Below are 18826 nucleotides of genomic sequence, written 5' to 3' on the forward strand. Positions count from 1 at the left end.
CCAGCAATTGAAGGATCTGGAGGCCGATCGCGTGCTGGCGCGGACCGACTACAAGGAAGTGCCGCCGCGTGTGGACTACGCGCTGACCCCGCTCGGTCGCACCCTGGCCGACGCGATAATCCCGCTGTGCACATGGGGAACCGAGAACGCGGCGGAAATGGCAAGTATCTTTGCCAAGCGCGACGCTTTGCCCTAGCAAGCGGACGGCAACGGCCCTTTTACATCTCGAGGCCACCATTTCGACCATCGCAGCCTCCAAGGCAAACAACCCTTGACGTAAAGATAGGGTGAACCAACGCTTTCGTCTGTGCGGAGGCGAACGCGCCCGGTCTCGCCGATTCGTCGGTACTTGGTGAGGATGCCAACGCATTGCAACGAATTCTCATGCTGCCGGAGGACGCCTTGTGAGTCAGCCAGCGCAACTCGAAAATCCGGCGACCGTGCCCCAGAAGCTCGGCGGTGAATTCGCATTTAGTGGCAGTAGAAATAGGTCCATTCGCAGTTATCGACGTTGCTTACACTTGCATGTCGGCAGTCTAATCTGCCCGAAATTTTCCAAGGATTTGTCTGGCTGTCCGAAGCCGGCGCCGCTGAGCATTGGCTGATTGGCCTGGGCGTGACGACTGCATCTGGTCTGGACGAAGTGGCAACGGCCGGTACAGCGCGGCGGCGAGACGGCAGAATGCGTCCATGCCAAACATCGCCTCGATCCTGAAAGCTGAAATCTCCCGCGTTGCTCGCAAAGAAGTGCGCGCTGAGATAGAAACGCTCAAGAAGGCATCTGTTGCCCATCGCTCGTCGATTTCTGAGCTACGTCACCAAGTGAATTCACTCGAGAAGGAACTGCGTCATCTTGCGAAGGATTCGAAGCGCCCCACCACTGCAATCGATTCGGACAATGAAGCGGCCGCAGGCACGAAGCGCCGATTCAGCGCAACCAGATTGGCGGCGCACCGCGCAAAGCTCGGGCTCTCCGCGGCGAGCTATGGACAACTGATCGGCGTTTCCGGGCAAACCAACTACCATTGGGAACAAGGCAAGGCACGTCCGCCAGTGGTACAGCTCGAAAAGCTCGCGGAAGTGCGCGATCTCGGCGCGCGCGAAATTGCGGAGCGCCTCACCACGCGATAGTCAGAGCTTTTCGCAGATCAGCGAGGGATCGCATAGCGAAGTCAGTTCGCCGATGTACGAAGTGAGCGCCTCCCGGACCGAGGCCTCCCCCGCGTCGCAGCGGCTCCTCATGATGATGTTTACTGCAACTTCAATCTTTTTCCAAGGATGAAGGACGCCACCCAGTTGGCATGATCTAAACAGTGTCCAAGGTTTGGGGATCAGATCAAGGTCTGGTGGACACCATGCTGGTCAAGCAGATAGGCTGATTCAAGATGAATTGGCCGGACGCAGACGACGGTCAAGCCGATTTGCAAGATCTTGCAGGTTGCCCGTCGGGCTATCGGCGGCGCGGGGCGCTGCCGCGCGAGCCGCATTAGCGCTGCGCCACAGCACACCCCCACCACGCCCCCGCGTGGACCAACTCAAATGGGCGGAAATTGATAGATCAGTTCTTCCAACATCGCGTGCACTTGTGCGGGGGAGAACGCGGGATCGAGTGTCTTGTCTCCGTGCATCGGAATGCTTTGTCTCCAGCAATGCCATGTGGCGTGAATCTCGCCCGTGTCGGCGTCACCTGCGAAGACAAGCGAGTTGAGCCGTCCACCTTGGCTGCCCCATCGAAAACTCACATATGGCGGCTTCTCCTGTTGCGCCCCTTCGCCTCTGTCCACATAACACTCCGTGGACTCTCCAAGCTTGGCTTCCAGGTAGCCATGGAACTTAACGAACACAGGGTAGACCAGCTCGCTGAGCTGCTGATTCACGCGATGAACTCTTCGATCACGATCGGCAGCAATATCTTCTACTCGGGGCTGCACGAGTCTGGTGTCGAAGTACGAGTCCAACAACTGAAAATCCAAACTTTTCATATGTCCTTCCGATGGTTCACGTTGAAACGCTGCTGAATACTTGGCGATGCACACGGAACACGCGTGATTCGTATCGCCTGCTACGCACCTGCCCACCGGCAGACCGCTTGCTTACGGCGAGCGAACTCTAGGTTCGCTCTCGCGCACCTCCTTTCAAGCGCAATGCGTTGGTGATGACCGACGCTGAGCTCAGGCTCATCGCCAGCGCCGCGATCATCGGAGACAGAAGCCAACCTGTGAACGGGAATAGCACGCCTGCGGCCAAGGGGATTCCGAGCGCGTTGTAGAGGAATGCGAACCCGAGGTTCTGCTTCATGTTCGCGATGGTCAGCTCGGAAATTACGCGCGCTTGTGCGATGCCACGCAGATCGCCCTTCACCAATGTGACCTGTGCGCTGTTCATCGCGACGTCCGTACCGGTGCCCATCGCCACGCCGACGTCTGCCTTGGCAAGCGCCGGTGCATCGTTGATGCCATCACCTGCCATCGCGACGACGCGCCCCTCGCGCTGCAGCTTGTCCACCAAAGCGAGCTTGTCGGCAGGTTTGACTTCCCCATGCACTTCGTCGATGCCCAGCTTCGCTGAGACAGCCCGGGCCGTGGTCAGTCCGTCGCCGGTTGCCATGATCACTCGCATGCCAGAGGCCTTGAGAGCGGCCAACGCCTCCACGGTGGTAGCCTTGATCGGATCCGATACCGACAGCAAACCGGCTGGCTGGCCGCCCACCGCCAGGAACATGACGCTGGCGCCTTGCGCGCGCATCGCCTCGGCTTGCGGCTTCAGATCGTCGACTGCGACGCGCAACTGATCCATCAGCGCCGTGTTTCCAAGCGCCAGCTTCCTGCCGCCCACGCTGCCACTCACGCCAATCCCGCTACTGGACTCGAAGTCGTCGGGCGTGGTCAGCGCGAGATTGCGCTCGCGCGCCGCGCGCACGATGGCGTCTGCCAGAGGGTGTTCGCTTCCCTGGTCCAGGCTTGCCGCGAGGCGAAGCACCTCGTCCTCGGTAAAGCCGGGTGAGGGCACTGAGCGCTCGAACTGCGGTCGCCCCTCCGTCAACGTCCCTGTCTTGTCAACGATAAGAGTGTCAACCTTGCGGAAGTTCTCGATCGCGGCGGCATCGCGGAACAGCACGCCCTGCGTCGCTGCCTTGCCTGTTGCCACCATGATCGACATCGGCGTTGCCAGACCCAGCGCGCAGGGACAGGCGATGATGAGCACCGCAACCGCGTTGATCAGGCCGTAGACCCAGCTCGGTTCCGGTCCGAAGAATCCCCAGGCGAAGAACGTCAGCACCGCGATGCCGATGACGGTCATCACGAAGTAGCCGGCAACCTGATCGGCCATCCGCTGCATCGGCGCCCTGGAGCGCTGGGCCTGCGCGACCATCTGCACGATGCTCGCGAGCACGGTCTGCGAGCCGACCTTTTCCGACTGCATGACCAGCGCGCCGTTGGTGTTCAGCGTCGCGCCGATGAGCTTGTCCCCAACGCGCTTGGTCACGGGCAGCGGTTCGCCGGTGAGCATCGACTCGTCGACCGCGCTGCCGCCTTCGATCACCACCCCGTCCACGGGCACTTTCTCGCCAGGACGCACACGCAGCTTGTCGCCGACGTGCACGTGACTGATCGGTACGTCTGCCTCAGTGCCGTCATCGCCAATCCGGCGCGCCGTCTTGGGCGCAAGGCCGAGCAGCGACTTGATCGCCGCTGAAGTTTGCGAACGTGCCTTGAGTTCGAGGATCTGGCCCAGCAGGGTGAGAGAAATGATCACCGCAGCCGCCTCGAAGTAGACCGATACGCGCCCCATCGAGACGAACGACGCGGGAAACACGCCGGGTGTCACAGTGGCCACGACGCTGTAGACAAAGGCGGCGGCCGTACCCAGACCGATCAAGGTCCACATGTTCGGGCTGCGATTCGCCACGGATTGCACTGCGCGCTCAAAGAACGGCCAACCGGCCCACAACACGATTGGCACGGTGAGCACGAGTTCGATCCAGCTCTGCGTACCCATCTCGAACCACCGCAGGCGATGACCGGCCATGGCAAGCAAGGTGACGACGACGGTGAGCGGCAATGTCCAGATGAAGCGCCGCTTGAAATCTTTCAGTTCTGGATCCTCTCCCTCATCGAGGGTCGGCATCTCGGGTTCCAGCGTCATGCCGCATTTGGGGCAATTGCCCGGATGGTCCTGGCGGATCTCCGGGTGCATCGGGCAGGTGAAGATCGCGCCTGCAGGGGCAGGTTGCTCGGGCTCCACCTGCGCAAGCACGAGCGGAACCGTCGGGTGCGCTGCGTGCTGGGCGTACTTCTCCGGGTCAGCCGCGAACTTGACCTTGCAACCTGCACTGCAGAAATAGACCGGCTCACCTTCGTGATGTAAGACATGAGGGGACTGCGCGGTCACCGTCATCCCGCAAACGGGATCCTTCAGAGCCGTATCGGTCTCATGCGGATGCTCTCCGGAGTCGATCGGGTTGGCTCCATGAGGCCCCTCGTGGTGTTCATGCGGGTTGGACGGCGTAGGGTTAATTCGAATTCTCCAACGAAAAATTGGCCGGATGCACGCCCCTCCGGCGCGTCACGTCCACAGTGGGCTGCCTGGGACCCACAGCCAATTCATGCTGGTGTCCCAGGCGGGGGCGGATCACTTCGGCGGATAGCCCGCTTCCGTCAGGGCAGCAGTCACGGACGCTCGATCCTCGGTGCTGTCGATGCGCAGTGTCTTGGTCGGCAGATCGACTTCGATCTTCGCCTTGGCGTCCAGATTCTTGACGGCCTGTGCGATCCGACTCGCGCAACCGCCACAGGACATCGACTGGATCACGAACTCTTGCATGGAAGACTCCTTGTATGAAAGTGAACCCAGTGTCAGGCTTGACATCATGTGAAGGTCAAGTACTTTCTTCGATCTCCGGGGATGTGATTTTTTGCCTTCAGGCTTCCACGTCCAGGATCATCATCAGGCCCCCACCACCGTCCTGGTCGACGTTGTTGTTCGTGGTGTGGTGCGGGATGTGGCAGTGGAAAAGCCAATTGTCGGGCCGAAGCGCCTTCAGGCGCGTACGAAGCGCTTGCCATTGCCAGTCACCTGCACCATGCGGACCGGAAAAACCAGGCGCGTAGGTGCGAACGGGCCTTGCGCAAGGGCACTGCTTACCCGCTCAGGGATGCTTTTTCATCCACGCATCCAACTGCGCGATTTCCTTGGTTTGGTCCTTGATGATCTTGCGTGCCATCGCTTTGAGTTCCGGCGATTTACCATGCGCGATCTCGGGCTTGGCCATCTCGAGCGCTTGCTGGTGATGCATCTTCATCAGCATCGCGAAATCCTTGTCGGTGTCCCCCGACATCTGCATCTTCTGCATTCCGTCCATGCCGCTCATCATGGACTTTTTCATTTCCTCCGATCCGCTGCCGTTTGACATTTGCGCTGGAGACATGGCCATCGGTGCTGGCGCCGCTGGCGTGGCGGATTGGGTTTGCGCCGCTGCGCTCAGCGCAAAGCCGGCGAGCGCGCAGGCGCTCGCGAAAGCCTTGAGAGACTGGGAGTTCATGGTTTGTCCTTGGTGGTTGTGAAATCAATGTGGCATTTCAAGGCAGGCGATCGCGCAGACGCGACAGGCCTTCGCGCACGACTGGCAATGCGGTAACTTGTGCTTGTCGCACTCCTGCGCACAGGCTTCGCAGATGTCAGCGCACAGGCTGCAAATTTCTTTCGCATGTTCACTGCCACGGGCTGTGGCGGCGGCGGTCAGCCTGCAGATCGGCATGCAATCCATGTTCAGCGCGATGCATCTGGCCATCATCTTGACGTTGTCCTCACTCAAGCAGGCTGCCACGCATCGACTGCTCGCAACGGCGCACTCGTTGCAGGCCTCGATGCAGGCGGAATCGGTTTCATGTGACATGGTTGTCTCCTTTTGCGTAGCGACCAGAGCGGTCATGAGAGACGATGCAACCGTGCCGGCTTGCCGGACCCAAAGGCGTTAAGTCGCCGTTTGGCACACGGACAAAGCGAAGATGAAGCGGGTATCGAACGCGTGAATTCCCTGAATGTTTCAGCAGAGTGCAGCAGCTCCGAGCGGACGTCTGTCGGACCAACCCGGTCGTGACTGCGAATTGCGGGTGGCGTCATCGTTTACCCCGGCGGCTTTTCACGGATGCGCTCGAACGAGGGGCTCTCCGACTTCTGTGGCCGTCAGATCTGTCTTTGCGGTACTTGCGGCGCTGCCAGTACACGAACAACGCGAAAACGATCATCCCCGCGATCCAGGCAATAAACATGGTGCTCACCACATTCACGGAGACCCACCGGCCCGTCACATACATACGTAGCCCCGCTTGGATTGCCTGCCACCGATGCGCGCGAACGACGGCACCAGAAGCGTGAGGAGAAAGCACTGGATGGGCTGCACGATGATTTCAGGCAGATTGCCGTTCGAGGCTTAGCGCAGACCCGCGATGTAGTCGGACACTGCCTTGATCTCGCGATCGTTGAGCTTCGCTGCAACGCCGCTCATGGGCATGCTGTTGAGCCGACCCCCATCGCGAAATGCGGTCAGCTGCGCAGCGATGTATTCGGCATGCTGACCACCCAGTCGCGGGTACTGGATCGGGATACCGGCGCCGTTTGGACTGTGGCACCCGGCACAGGCCGGTATGGCGCGGTCACCAATACCGCCCCGGTATATCTTCTCGCCCAACGCTACCAGGTCCTTATCCTTCGCAAACCCGGGCTTGATGGGCTTGGAACCCAGGAACCAGGCGACATCGCGCATTTCCTGATCGGACAGCATCGCGGCCATTCCGCTCATGACGGGACTCTTGCGTTTGCCTGACTTGAATTCCTGGAGTTGCTTGACCAGGTACTCTGGGTGCTGCTGAGCCAGCTTGGGATTGGCGGGAATGGCCGAGTTCCCATCTGCGTTGTGGCACGCGGCGCATGACTTTGCGTTGAAGACGACTTCGCCGTTCGCGATGTCGGCCTTGGCCGGCCTGACGGGCGCTTTCTCCATGGCTGCCATCGGCATGGGATCGGCTGCGAAAGAGAAGCCAGAGGCAACTGCGCCGAGAGCGGCAAGCAAAAGAGGCGCGAACGATTTCATGGGGTGTTCAGTGGTGTGGGGGCGGCCGGATGGAAGGTGAACTGGAGATCTCGCGGTGGCACGGTCAACCGCTCGGCGCTCGTGAATGCGAAAGGACGCGGATGGGCGTGCCGCATCGAATGACACTGGTGGATACGGTGTCCCCCTGGCTGACCGGTGTCGCAGGGTCCAGCATCACGACATGCGCGTGGCGCTGCCCTGTGGACCGATCTACCAGCGTGGCAAAGCGCCGCGCTGCAAGCTCTTCGGTGCTGGGGGCATCCCGGCAGTCCGTGCGATGGCCGTGTCGGATGGCGCTCGCGTGGCCGATCTCGACGATCTCCCCCGTCTGCCAGCCCTCCTGAAAGTCGCGATGCCGCCGATAGAAATCGGCGCAGCCCGTCACGCCACTGGCGAGCACCAGACCAACCACTAGCGCCCGCTGTCGCGTGACTGTGCTGCCGGCCACGCCGCACAGGCGTGCTAGTTCGTGTGCGCCCGAAGGCACGCCAGAAGGCCCACTTGCAGCAGGATGTGCCATGACGATGATGCAATGTTCGCCCACCGCGACAGCCATGCTCGAACGAGTAACGCGGCCTCATCAATGCCTGACCTTCTCGCGGTCGGGGTGCTGGATGAAGCCGGCTCATTGGCAGGCCGGCAAGGTTCAGCGTGCAGCTTCGATCTTCGTGACGACGATCTTGCCGTCGATCTTTTCCGCCTGGAAACGGACCTTGGCGCCGCTATCGACCTTGTCGAGCATGGCGTCGTCCTTCACACCGAACACCATCGTCATGCCCGGCATGTCGAGGTTCTTCAGGGGACCATGCTTGATCGTGAGCTTCTTGTTGTCCTTGTCCACCTTGCGGATCTCGCCTTCGCTGAGATCCGAGGACGCGGCACCATCTAATCCGCCGGCCGCCGGCGCCTTCTCGCTCATGGTCGGCATGTCTGCCATGGATTTGGATGACTGCGCGCTGGCCGCGCCAGCAAATGAGAGGGCGACAACGAATGCCAAAAGTGCGATGCGAATGTTCGACATGAAAATCTCCTTGGATATGAATGAATTTGGAGCTCCGCCGCGTCCCGATGGAAGCCTGCGGCGGACGTTTCGCGCTTACTTCCCGGTCTTGGTGACGTTCACGGCGCCCTTCATGCCGGCGTCATAGTGACCCGGCTGCAGGCACGCGAAGTCGACCTTGCCGGCCTTGGTGAATTGCCAGACGATCTCGCCGCTCTTGCCTGCGGCCAGCGTCACCATGTTCGGATCGGAGTGCTCCATCTCCGGGTTCTTCTTCATGACTTCGTAGTGCTCCTTGAGCTCCTTTTCAGTGCCGAGCACGAGTTCGTGCTTGATCTGGCCGGAGTTCTTGATCACGAAGCGCACGGTCTCGCCCTGCTTGACGCTGATGTCGGTCGGCGTGAAGCGCATGCTGTCGGCCATCTCGACGTTGATCGTGCGCATGGCCTTGGTGGCCACGCCGGGCTTGCCGATCGCCTCGTCGGCATCGTGGCCGTGACCACCAGCATGGGTGCCCGACGCGGAAGCGCCCGCTGCTGCCAGCGCCACCAGGGTCGCAAATGCAGTCTTGCGCAGAGTTTGGTTCATGTGTTTCCTTTGAAAGCTGAGTTTGGAGGGAGGGAGAAAACATCAGTGGCCGGAGTGACCATTGGCGGGTTTTCGAATTTGGACTTCGATGTTCTTGGCGGGCATGTTCTGAGGAGTCATCGCGGCCGCGCCGGCACCGCGTTGGCGCGGGGTCTCGGGCGGCGGGCCATCCAGCTCGTAGGCGACGGTGCCTTTGGGATGCTTGAACCAGCCGGGGTTGGAGTAGTCGCCGGCTTTCTGGTTTTTGCGCACCTTGACCACGCTGAACATGCCGCCCATCTCGACCGAACCGAACGGACCTTCGCCCGTCATCATTCGCGCGGTGTTGTCGGGAATCGGCATTTCCATCTCGGCCATGTCGGCCATGCCGCGCTCGCCCATGACCATGTAGTCGGGCACCAGGTTCGAGATCTGCTTGGCCACGTCCTTGTGGTCCAGGCCGATCATGGTCGGCACTTCGTGGCCCATCGCATTCATCGTGTGATGGCTCTTGTGGCAGTGGAAAGCCCAATCGCCTTCCTCATCGGCCAAAAACTCCAATTGGCGCATCTGTCCAACAGCCACGTCGGTCGTCACCTCGTACTGGCGGGACGTTTTGGGCGTCGGGCCACCGTCGGTGCCAGTGACCAGGAATTCGTGTCCGTGCAGGTGCATCGGGTGGTTCGTCATCGTCAGATTGCCGACGCGAATGCGCACCTTGTCGTTGAGCCGCACGTTGAGCGAGTCGATGCCGGGGAAGATGCGGCTGTTCCAGGACCACAGGTTGAAATCCAGCATCGTCATGATCTTGGGCGTGGCGCTCCCGGGCTCGACGTCGTAAGCGTTGAGCAGGAATACGAAGTCACGGTCCACCTTCTCGATCAGCGGATGCTCGGCCTTCGGGTGCGTCACCCAGAAGCCCATCATTCCCATCGCCATCTGCGTCATCTCGTCCGCGTGCGGGTGGTACATGAAAGTGCCTGGACGACGTGCAACGAATTCGTAGACGAAGGTCTTGCCTGGACGGATCGGCGGCTGGTTCAGGCCCGCGACGCCGTCCATGCCGTTGGGCAGGCGCTGGCCATGCCAGTGCACGCTCGTGTGCTCGGGCAGCTTGTTGGTCACGAAGATCCGTACCCGATCGCCTTCCACCACTTCGATGGTGGGTCCCGGCGACTGGCCGTTGTATCCCCACAGGTTGGCCTTGAAACCCGGAGCCATCTCGCGCACCACGGGCTCGGCAACGAGGTGGAATTCCTTGACCCCGTTGTTCATACGCCAGGGCAGCGTCCAGCCGTTGAGCGTGACCACGGGGTTGTAGGGACGTCCGCTCGATGGCATCAACGGCGCCATGGTGTTGGGTGTCGTCTGGAACACCGGCTCGGGCAAGGCGGCCATCGCGACCTTGCTCACGCTGGCGGCGGCGATGGCGCCGGTGATTGCACCAGCACCGCCGAGGAAATTGCGTCTGTTTTTCATATCGTTCAAATTGGTTGGAGAGCTCAGGTCTTGGGCTCAGTGGGCCGCGCCAGCGGCGGCGCCTTCGCCACCCGAGCTGGCCATCGAGCCGCCCATGGACGTCGGCTTGCCCATCACAGAAGCCGCCAAGGCGGCGTCGGCCAGCCAGAACTGCTGCTGGGCATTGATGGCGTTGGTCACGCTGGAGATCTGGTCGCGCGCTTCGGCCAGCAGCTCGAAGACGCCGATCAGCATGCCGTTGTAGCGAAGGACGTTTTCGTCGGCCATGGCTTGGCGCAATGGGACGATTTCGTCGCGGTAGTGCCGCGCGATGTCGTAGGCGGTGCGGTAGGCTGAATACCCCTCACGCAGTTGCGAGGAGGCGCCGCGCACGGTGGCGTCATACCGATTCGCTGCCGCCAGAGACTGCGCGTTCAACATATCGCGCTGGGCCGATCCCCAGTCGAACAGCGGCAACCGGATATCAAGCTCGAAGCCTCGTCGCGTGCTCTTGGTGCCTTCCGCGTTGTCGAACACGGTGTCGCGACGCCCCCCCACTTCGAGGTCGATGAAGGTCGACAACAGGTTGATGCCTTGCGATTTGCCCGCGACATCCAGTTGCGCACGCGCGAGTTGGACATCCAGACGTTGTTCGGTCGCAGTGGCCGCAACCTCCTTCGCCTCGCGAGGAGTCTTTGGCAGGTCAGGCAGGCGTTCAGGCAAGGCCAGCTTGGCGGCCTGGGCATCGTCCAGGCCCAGCACACGAATCAGTTCCTCGCGTGCGGCTGTCGTGGCGTGCTGCGCCGAGGCGAGCTGCGTTGTCGCGTCGGCATAGAACACCTGCTGGCGCGCGCGCTGCAGCTTGCTGAAGTTGCCGATGAGCTGCATTCGGCGCGCAAGCTCGGCGCTGGCCTGGGCCGACTTGTTGACCTGCTCGGCGTACTGAAGCGATTGCTGTGCTGCGACCGCTCGGACCCATGCCTGCTTGACCTGGGTGACCTGTTCGATCACCGTGCCGGTCAGTTGGAGCTTGGCCTGGTTGGCTTGGCTCTTGGCGATCGACAGGCGCTGCGGCAGCAAAATAAGGTCCACAAGGCCGAAGGAAAGCAGACGCCCGAGCTCAAGTTCGCTGTTCAGGCGCATGCGCTCGAACGTAAAAATCGGGTTGGGCAGCCGGCTGCTCTGGTTGGCCGCGGCGATGTCGCCCCAGCTCTGAGCAATCAGGGCCTGAACTGACGGGCTGTTGGCCAGGGCGAGTTGCACCGCGTCGTTCTGCGACAGCGGCTTGGCAAGCAACTCCTGCGTCAGCGCGCCGCGGCGATCACGCTGCTCCTGGGTCCGGCTGAACTCCAGCTTTCCGCCGGTGAACTGCTGGGCATTGGTGTTCGCGTCCTTCAGGGCGTCGTCGATACCGACCGAGGCGCACCCGGCCAGGACAGCGGCCGCGAGGGCAATCGCCGTCAAACGCAAGGCGCGCTTCATGGCTTCTCCTTCTTCATTGGCGCGCCAGACATGCCGGGCATCGCTGGCATGGGCATCGAGTGGCCCGGTTGCGCGGCAGGTGCAGCAGCACCGCCCTTGGGCGTCTCGGCCTCGGCCGCGCCGGACCCCGACGCCTCCTTGGCGTAGGCCTGCCAGCCGCCTCGGCGGTAGACCGTCTCGTTAGCCTCTTTCCAGGGAATGGGCTTTTCGTCGGCAAAGGGCTGATAGCCCTCAAGCGCGGACTTGTAGGTCAGGACAGTCGGCGTCGACGTAGACGCCGCACTGGAGTTCGCGGATGCGGGCTGCGCCACAGCGACAACCGCGCTGAGAGTTGCCAAGGCCGCGATTGCGGCCGCGGCGGGAAAAGCTGCCAGCCAACGGGCTGACGATGAATGGGACATGGAATCCTCGCAAGTTCATGAACGGAGTACGTCAGAGCTGCCCGAAAAGGCATGACGCAGGCGATGCATGAGCGTTCGCAGCGGCCCGTGACGCGGGTCACAGGCGCACGAACGCGTTAAGCGCGAGGAGGTTTGTCGAGTACGCGCGGCGCGAGCGTGGCCACGGTGATGGCCGGCTCCGCCAGATCAGCGTGAGGGAAGTCGTGGAAAACAGCCAGTTCCAGCGTACTGGTCAGCGCCGTGGCATGGCAGGCGCCGCAGGTGCCACATTTGTGCATCGCGTCAGGCTCCGCACTCGACGTCTTGGCGGTGGTTTCCTTGGCGGGCGGCTTGGCTGACTGCCCTGTCTCGTGGTGATGGTCACCATGCCCGTCCGCATGCGGATGTTGGGAATGGTCGTGCATCCCCGGCAACTCGACGGACATTTGCGCCATCGCACCAGCGTGTCCGGGCCCGCAAAAGATCATGGCTGCCGCCGCGTACCCCTGGAAGGGCACGGCGAACATCACGATCAAAAGAACGAACAGGCGAACCCGGTGCATACGGAGAATTCTAAGTGCGGTAGTGTGTCAGTAGCGACCTGTGCGTGTATCCAGTCCTGTGCGAAATGCTCAGGGCTGCGTTGCACGAGCGGTGCTCGTGTTCGCTTCGGGCACAGGAAGGGACGCGCCGAGTCGCGATGCCGCGTCCCAGTTGGGCTGCGTCTGCGCGGCCTGCAGTTCGGCCAACACTTCTTCACGCGACTTACCAGATCCCACCTTTGGGGTGCTCATCGATCCCCAGCGCAACATGCCCGCCCACTCGGGCTTGGCCTGCGCATTGGCCAGATCGGCGGCCACCCGGGCGTCGGATTGGGCGGGACCCGTTTCGTTCGGGTGGTACATCACGCCCGCTTCGTTCGGTGCGAAGTGAGTAGGTCCGGCGGACGCCACCAACGGCGCTATGAATGCCACACCTGCGCCCATGGCCAGGACGAGGGGGAAGGGGAGGACTTGACGCTTGTTCATGATGTGTCTCCTTCGATGAAATGCACTGAATGCGCCAGCAACGACCCCGCGCCGACGATGCCAGCCTGTTGACCGGCATGTGGGCACTTTAGGAAGCAAGGCCGACAATCGCCCTCCATCCGGATTACAAAGAAGTAATCCCAAAGCGTCATCTCGCGCCCTACCATTTCGGGGATGCGAATACTGGTGATCGAAGACGAACACAAACTGGGCGACTACCTCGTCAAAGGCCTCACCGAAAGCGGCTTCGTGGTTGATTTGGCGCGTTCCGGTCTCGAAGGGCGAAGTCTTGCGCTCGACGGCGACTACGACCTGCTGGTGCTGGACGTGATGCTTCCGGGCATCGATGGCTTCACCGTGCTCGATGCGGTACGCAGATCCAAGTCGATGCCGGTGCTCATGCTCACGGCCCGAGACGAAGTGGCGGACCGGGTGCGCGGACTCCAAAGCGGAGCAGACGACTATCTTTCCAAGCCGTTCGCCTTCTCCGAATTGCTCGCCCGGATCCAGGCGCTTCTGCGCCGCGGCAAGCTGCATGAAGTGTCGAGCTTTGTGCTCAAGGACCTGACGCTGGATATGAACGCGCGCAAAGCGTCACGCAACGGACAGCGCCTTGAGCTGACCGCCAAAGAATTCGCATTGCTGACGTTGCTCATGCGCCGCCAAGGCAACGTGCTCTCGCGCACGCAGTTGGCAGAGCAGGTTTGGGATATGAATTTCGACAGCGACACAAACCTCGTGGAAGTAGCCATACGACGCCTGCGCAGCAAGATCGACGATCCATTCGAGGAAAAACTGCTGCACACCGTGCGCGGCATGGGGTATGTGCTGGAGAGCCGGCAGGGTAGCGCATCGTGAGTTTCGCGAAAGTCATCGCTACGCCCGAAGTTATCGCTGCCCCTACGGCCGCTGGGCCAGGCGTTTGCGCCACCAGGCATGCACAGAGCACTGGCTCCATTCAAACGGCCTTGTCTCGCTGGTTTGCTGCACAGGCCTTCATCGGCCTGAGCCTTGTGTGCATGGCGATCTATGCTGTCACTGCATGGAGCTTTCAGGTCAAGCAGACCAGTGAGTTCGAGCGTCAGTCCGAATTGATCAAGCACCTGATCCAGGAGTCGCGCGATGAAGCAGGGCGCGACGGGCTGCGCCACAAGCTGGATGATTTCTTCTCGACCCATGCGGAAATCAGTCTGGTGCTGCGCCGCGGCAACGAGATCATCTACTCATCGACGCCAATTCGGGCGTCCGCGCGCTGGCTCTGGATGTCAACGCAGGAATCACAGGCGCCGTCGACCGATGCAACCATGCACCTGCAGCTTGGTATCGATGTCCAGGAGGATGCCCATCTCCTGGCGCGACTTGCCTGGACCCTCGTCGGTGCAGTCTTTCTCGGCTCCGGCATCATCTCGCTGACGGGGGCGCTTCTGGTGCGGCGGGGGCTGAAGCCTCTACAAAATCTCGTTCAACAAACCAAGGCCACGGGGCCTGCAAACCCGGGGCGGCGCATCGATCCCGCACCCTATGCCTCCGAGATCACGCCATGGGTCACGCAATTCAACGCAGTGCTCGATCGTGCCGAACAGGCCTATCAGCAGCTGGAATCGTTCAATGCAGACGTTGCGCATGAACTTCGCACGCCGCTGGCCAACCTGATCGGAATGGTGGAGGTCGAGCTGGCACGGCCAAGGTCGGCCGAGGAACTGCGCGACGCCTTGTTGTCGGCGCTGGAAGAGGCAAGGCGCGTTTCCGCGATCGTGGTCGACATGCTCTTTTTGTCCAAAGCGGACCGAGGTACCGTTGCGCGTCGCTCGACCCCGGTCAGCCTGGCCGACCAAGTTCGAACGGTGCTGGATTTTCACGAGGCCACGCTGGAAGACGTCGGGCTGAAGGTGCATGTCAGCGGCGATGCGAGTATTGGCATCGACGCTGGTCTGGTGCGCCGGGCGTTGTCGAACCTGCTGAGCAACGCTAGCCGGTATGCGACGGCGGGCTCCACGATTGCCGTCGTGATCGACACGCAGCCCGACGGGGTCTGGGTCAAGGTTGCCAACCGTGGCGAGCCGGTCGCCGACGACGTGTTGCCCAATCTTTTTAAACGGTTCTTCCGGGCGGAGCGGTCTCGCACCGATTCATCAGAGCACCATGGACTGGGCTTAGCGATCGTCGCCGCGATCGCGCGGATGCACGGCGGGCAGACTCGCGCGACGTCTCGATCGGGCGTCACCGAGATCAGCTTCTCTCTGGGGTTGCCCGAGGGCTGATTCGACTTGGGACGCGCGCCGCTTTGACGCGCTATCGGCAGCCGTCAACCGCGCGGGCGTTGCGGATCGTCTTCTTCGATGTCGGTGTCCAAGGCGCCATTGTCGTGCAGCGAATCGGCCTGCGCGTCCCTCGCAGCAGCCAGACTCTGGGCGACGAATGTCGCAAATAGCCTGATGTCACCCTGGCCGCTTGCCGCGTTCAGCGCCGCCATGTACCGGTCGCGTTCTTCAAGACGTAGTACCGTCCAGGCGAGACCGCCCGAGGCCAGCAGCGTGTTCATGATGAAGCGCCCTAGTCGGCCATTGCCGTCCATGTAAGGGTGAATGAAGACGAACATGAAGTGACCCAGCACCGCGCGCACCGCGACCGAGCGTTCGTCACGCAGCAGTTCGAAGAGCACAGGCATCATCTCGCGCACGGCTTCGCGCGGCGGCGGTACATGTTGGGCATTGCGGATGTAGACCTGGTGCGCGCGGTAGCCCGCCAGGTCCGTCGCCGCCAGTATCCCGGCGGTGACGCTCGGCGCGAACATCGCGCGGAACCAGGCGCCATGATCGCCCTTGAGGACGTCACCGGCGTTTGCGCCGCTGAAGATCTTCCGGATAGAAGCCTTGACCTCGTTGTGCGCCAGCCAGTAGCCGTGCGCCGCCATCGCATCCCTGGACTGCCGGTCCTGCTCGTGGATGTCCTCGTTCCAATCCCCGCTCGCCACACGACGGATCAATTCCGGCGTGGCTCGGTAGCCTTCGATGGACAGCGAATGGTAGGCATCAGTGACATAGACATCTTCGATCGCGCGCATGAATACGTCGACGTCGCCGGGAGGCCCGGGCTGCTGCTGCGGGAAGGCCTTTACCACGTCGTCGCGCATCGAGGCCCACATGAGCCGCAGCCTGGAGACACAGGGAGACTCGATGCGATCGCCCGGGACAATCCTCGGCGGGATCTCGAACGGATTGAATTCAGTGACCTTGTTGCCCAAAGCGCGCATGAATCCCAGGATGTCGTCCGCGATCGCACCTCGACCCACCGCCCGGAACGCGCCGGCAAGCCGGCCGGCGATCGTGCTGTGGTTGCCCTCGGCGAGCAGACGGCTAAGTTCCGATGCATCGCTGACGGACAACAGCACGACCTGTGCATCCTGGGCGGAGGCCCTGAAGAAGTTCTCGGGCGCCTTCAAGAGAGCTTGGGCCAGCGTCATCGTGCGGATGTTACCGACGCTGCCGCGCCGGTCCGGGCCCGGAAAATCCCTCGCCTGATAGTCCATGAGCGAGAACCCGTTGGGCAGGGCCAGCACCCCGTTCTTGCCCAGCGGCGAATGAACGACGACCTGCTGGGGCAGCAAGGTCGTGCCGGCGTGCAGTTTCAGCGAATACTCCGCCGACACGCACCAGTCGGCGCCGAACCGGGCATTGCAGTAGGCGGCAATGAAGTCTTTCATTCCAGCAATCCAGGGCGTCGTGTCGCCTGCCTTGGCCGAGGGATTCGCGGACATGTACCAACCCTGGATCACCGGCTGGAGATACCTCGCAGCGAGTAGCGCCTCGCGGTCGGTGCGGGAAAACTGGCCCGTGTTGAACACGTCAAGGCCCTGCGCCTGGAGCCCATGCAGTGCTTCCAGGGCCGCGGCCTACCGCCGCTGCGCGGGGCTGGCCTTAGGCGAAGCCGAGGTCGGACGGGTGACCATGTTTCATGCTCGCATAGTCGGTGGGGGGCCGATAGCGCTCGACTGCTAGGTTTCGATGCCGATCGATTGCTAGATTTAATTGTGAAGCGATTGCTAGATTATGCTGCACTTCGAGCGCTAGAGATTTATGAGAAGGTGACGCACCTGATTTCGGCGCGCCGTGCTTCAATCTCAGGCGTCGCGCCATACGCCCCGTCTCATCCTGTCCATGTCCATCCGTCTTGAAGTTCTCATCGGTCACTGGAAGACCGATCCGTTGAGCACCTACAACTCTTGGTTCCTGTGGAACGAGCGACTGAAAAACTTCCGCTCCATCCGCCGCGGGCTGGCCCAGGTGGTCAAAGACATCGATGCGGGGACCTTCGGCAGCGCGTTTCGTGGATCTTCTCTTGAGACCGTCGTGGGATCGGTGGCGGAGCGTCTCGTGTTCCCAAGAATCTTGGGGACCCAACCCATGCCTGCTGCGCCTGCCGCCGGCACCCGAAAACCACGGAAATTCAACGCGTCCAGCAGATGACGCAACTGTAATCTGCGCGTGCGGTAACTCGCAGACCTGCGGCCTAGAGTCCATGCATCGGAAGGAGAAAAGTCACTGACTGCTCACCTCCGCAAATGCCAACCCTCTCATTGCCAAAGGACCGAACATGAAGACTTCACTCAAGACCTCCCTGATGCTGGCCGCACTGCTCGGCGCGATCGCCGGCCCCGCACTGGCCGGCAACTATGCCGAAGGCGATCCCCGCCCGGCGCCGATGACCTCGAACACAAGCCGCTCGGCCGTGGCCTCGGACACGCAGCGCTGGCTGCAGACCTCCGTGGATCAGGGCTACCCTGAGGGCAACCCGCGTGCCATCGTGAGTGTGTCCTCCAACACCCGGGCGGTGGTCCAGGCCGACACGCTGGCCTGGATGCGTTCGGGTCTGGCTGCGGCCACGAACGGTGAAGCGGGTGCCGACACGGCTCGCCCGGCCTACCGACAAGCCGCTGCGGAGTACGCGCGCCTTCGTGGTGAGCAGCCGGAGTTCGGCACGCCGGTAGAGCGCCTCACCCAGCAAGGCCAACTGCCGGACGCGCTCACGACGGTTCGCCGATGATCTAGGGGCCGGCCAATCCGCGGGCGAAGGCTGCTGGAGATTTGAGCGCTGCCTACGACGCTCGCGCCAACGCAAGCCGTGCATGTCGCCTCGGCTTGCCCCATTTCTTGCGCGACAGGCCTAGAATTCGTGCAATCACCTCGCAAGCACTGATTCCATCAGCAGCGTTTCACGCCTTCTTTCCATGGCCATCAATGCAACCCTCGTCACACGGCTCGCCAACGCACCCTGCGTTCGGCCTGTGATTGTGTTGGCGTTGCCAGGGGCGCAGCGATGACACGCGCACTGGTTCGGTTGGTGGCCCGTGGCCTGATTGGCTTGCTGCTGTTCTCGCAGCTGGCGATTGCCGCTTACGCTTGTCCGGCGCTCTCCGTGAGTCTGGCGGGTCACTCGTCCTCCGCGATGTCCATGCAGATGGCACAAGATGCCGCCGCTGCAACGGACAGCGCCCGTGATTCCGCCATGCAAGAGTCGCCGTGCGCGGACATGGTCGGTGGAACAGACACGGCTTCCAGCAATCTGTGTGCCGAACACTGCAAGTACGGGCAGCAAAGCGACCACGCTTCCACACTGACGGTCCCCACGGTGTTGCTGTCGGTCCTCTACCCCATGACCCCTTGGGTGCCCGAGACGGCGCCCCCCGCCCGCCCTGCGGCGGCTTCCCTGAGTGCACTGGTTGCGGCATCGCCTCCGCACGCCATCCTGCACTGCGTCTACCGAACTTGATCGCCTGACCGACCTTGTGTCGACCGCCCGTTATGGGCCGGTGCGACGC

General features: G+C 62.0%; 21 protein-coding genes and 1 pseudogene. 7 read left to right on the plus strand and 15 right to left on the minus strand.

Annotated elements, in window-relative coordinates; all coding sequences use genetic code 11:
- Together ACSFBM_RS33525 and ACSFBM_RS33530 are read left to right on the plus strand one after the other, a co-directional pair.
- A partial coding sequence (locus ACSFBM_RS33525) for a winged helix-turn-helix transcriptional regulator (RefSeq protein WP_435488246.1) occupies positions 1-196 on the plus strand: 196 nt, incomplete at its 5' end.
- Positions 197-690: 494 nt separating this feature from the next.
- Positions 691-1131 carry a helix-turn-helix domain-containing protein gene (locus ACSFBM_RS33530; RefSeq protein WP_435488247.1) on the plus strand — a complete coding sequence of 147 codons (441 nt, stop codon included), beginning with the start codon at positions 691-693 and terminating at the stop codon, positions 1129-1131.
- Positions 1132-1535: 404 nt separating this feature from the next.
- Here the strand turns inward: ACSFBM_RS33530 and ACSFBM_RS33535 are convergent, their stop codons facing one another.
- The 14 genes from ACSFBM_RS33535 to ACSFBM_RS33600 all read right to left on the minus strand — a co-directional run bounded on the left by ACSFBM_RS33535 (position 1536) and on the right by ACSFBM_RS33600 (position 13008).
- Complete coding sequence (locus ACSFBM_RS33535; protein WP_435488248.1) at positions 1536-1982, minus strand: hypothetical protein; 447 nt, start codon at positions 1980-1982, stop codon at positions 1536-1538.
- Between the two features lie 127 nt (positions 1983-2109).
- Positions 2110-4458: a heavy metal translocating P-type ATPase gene (locus ACSFBM_RS33540; RefSeq protein WP_435488311.1), complete on the minus strand. Its 2349-nt coding sequence runs from the start codon at positions 4456-4458 to the stop codon at positions 2110-2112.
- Between the two features lie 174 nt (positions 4459-4632).
- Complete coding sequence (locus ACSFBM_RS33545; RefSeq protein ID WP_435488249.1) at positions 4633-4824, minus strand: heavy-metal-associated domain-containing protein; 192 nt, start codon at positions 4822-4824, stop codon at positions 4633-4635.
- A 325-nt stretch (positions 4825-5149) separates the two neighbouring features.
- Complete coding sequence (locus ACSFBM_RS33550) at positions 5150-5542, minus strand: DUF305 domain-containing protein (RefSeq protein WP_435488250.1); 393 nt, start codon at positions 5540-5542, stop codon at positions 5150-5152.
- A gap of 24 nt (positions 5543-5566) precedes the next feature.
- Positions 5567-5896, minus strand: coding sequence for a four-helix bundle copper-binding protein (locus tag ACSFBM_RS33555; RefSeq protein WP_435488251.1), 330 nt, complete (start codon positions 5894-5896; stop codon positions 5567-5569).
- Between the two features lie 537 nt (positions 5897-6433).
- Complete coding sequence (locus ACSFBM_RS33560; protein ID WP_435488252.1) at positions 6434-7093, minus strand: c-type cytochrome; 660 nt, start codon at positions 7091-7093, stop codon at positions 6434-6436.
- Between the two features lie 64 nt (positions 7094-7157).
- Positions 7158-7649 carry a hypothetical protein gene (locus ACSFBM_RS33565; protein ID WP_435488253.1) on the minus strand — a complete coding sequence of 164 codons (492 nt, stop codon included), beginning with the start codon at positions 7647-7649 and terminating at the stop codon, positions 7158-7160.
- A 90-nt stretch (positions 7650-7739) separates the two neighbouring features.
- Positions 7740-8114 carry a copper-binding protein gene (locus ACSFBM_RS33570; protein WP_435488254.1) on the minus strand — a complete coding sequence of 125 codons (375 nt, stop codon included), beginning with the start codon at positions 8112-8114 and terminating at the stop codon, positions 7740-7742.
- Between the two features lie 75 nt (positions 8115-8189).
- Positions 8190-8681, minus strand: coding sequence for a cupredoxin domain-containing protein (locus ACSFBM_RS33575; RefSeq protein WP_435488255.1), 492 nt, complete (start codon positions 8679-8681; stop codon positions 8190-8192).
- A gap of 42 nt (positions 8682-8723) precedes the next feature.
- On the minus strand, positions 8724-10139 hold the full coding sequence (locus ACSFBM_RS33580) for a multicopper oxidase family protein (protein ID WP_435488312.1): 1416 nt from the start codon (positions 10137-10139) through the stop codon (positions 8724-8726).
- Between the two features lie 36 nt (positions 10140-10175).
- Entirely contained in the window at positions 10176-11600 is a 1425-nt protein-coding gene (locus tag ACSFBM_RS33585; protein ID WP_435488256.1) for a TolC family protein, read from the minus strand.
- Positions 11597-12001, minus strand: a complete 405-nt coding sequence (locus tag ACSFBM_RS33590) for a hypothetical protein (protein ID WP_435488257.1) — start codon at positions 11999-12001, stop codon at positions 11597-11599. The genes ACSFBM_RS33585 and ACSFBM_RS33590 overlap by 4 nt, the downstream gene beginning before the upstream one ends.
- Before the next feature lie 116 nt (positions 12002-12117).
- The gene (locus ACSFBM_RS33595) at positions 12118-12543 is read right to left on the minus strand and encodes a hypothetical protein (protein ID WP_435488258.1); all 426 of its coding nucleotides are present in this window, start codon (positions 12541-12543) and stop codon (positions 12118-12120) included.
- 69 nt (positions 12544-12612) lie between these two features.
- Positions 12613-13008, minus strand: a complete 396-nt coding sequence (locus ACSFBM_RS33600) for a hypothetical protein (protein WP_435488259.1) — start codon at positions 13006-13008, stop codon at positions 12613-12615.
- A 174-nt stretch (positions 13009-13182) separates the two neighbouring features.
- Here ACSFBM_RS33600 and ACSFBM_RS33605 point away from each other — a divergent pair, with 174 nt between their 5' ends.
- Together ACSFBM_RS33605 and ACSFBM_RS33610 are read left to right on the plus strand one after the other, a co-directional pair.
- A complete protein-coding gene (locus ACSFBM_RS33605) occupies positions 13183-13866 on the plus strand; it encodes a heavy metal response regulator transcription factor (protein WP_435488260.1) in 684 nt (227 codons plus the stop codon).
- A 98-nt stretch (positions 13867-13964) separates the two neighbouring features.
- A complete protein-coding gene (locus ACSFBM_RS33610; RefSeq protein ID WP_435488313.1) occupies positions 13965-15269 on the plus strand; it encodes a heavy metal sensor histidine kinase in 1305 nt (434 codons plus the stop codon).
- Between the two features lie 44 nt (positions 15270-15313).
- Here the strand turns inward: ACSFBM_RS33610 and ACSFBM_RS33615 are convergent, their stop codons facing one another.
- A complete protein-coding gene (locus tag ACSFBM_RS33615) occupies positions 15314-16852 on the minus strand; it encodes a Fic family protein (protein ID WP_435488261.1) in 1539 nt (512 codons plus the stop codon).
- A 313-nt stretch (positions 16853-17165) separates the two neighbouring features.
- Between ACSFBM_RS33615 and ACSFBM_RS33620 the strand changes: the two are divergent.
- The 3 genes and pseudogenes from ACSFBM_RS33620 to ACSFBM_RS33630 all read left to right on the plus strand — a co-directional run.
- Positions 17166-17378 (plus strand): annotated as a pseudogene (locus tag ACSFBM_RS33620) (type II restriction endonuclease); the annotation flags it as partial.
- Positions 17379-17601: 223 nt separating this feature from the next.
- Positions 17602-18051, plus strand: coding sequence for a hypothetical protein (locus ACSFBM_RS33625; RefSeq protein ID WP_435488262.1), 450 nt, complete (start codon positions 17602-17604; stop codon positions 18049-18051).
- Between the two features lie 273 nt (positions 18052-18324).
- A complete protein-coding gene (locus tag ACSFBM_RS33630) occupies positions 18325-18777 on the plus strand; it encodes a hypothetical protein (RefSeq protein WP_435488263.1) in 453 nt (150 codons plus the stop codon).
- The last annotated feature ends 49 nt before the right edge of the window (positions 18778-18826 follow it).

This window comes from Variovorax pasteuri, assembly GCF_051216435.1.
In the GTDB taxonomy this organism is placed as follows: domain Bacteria; phylum Pseudomonadota; class Gammaproteobacteria; order Burkholderiales; family Burkholderiaceae_C; genus Variovorax.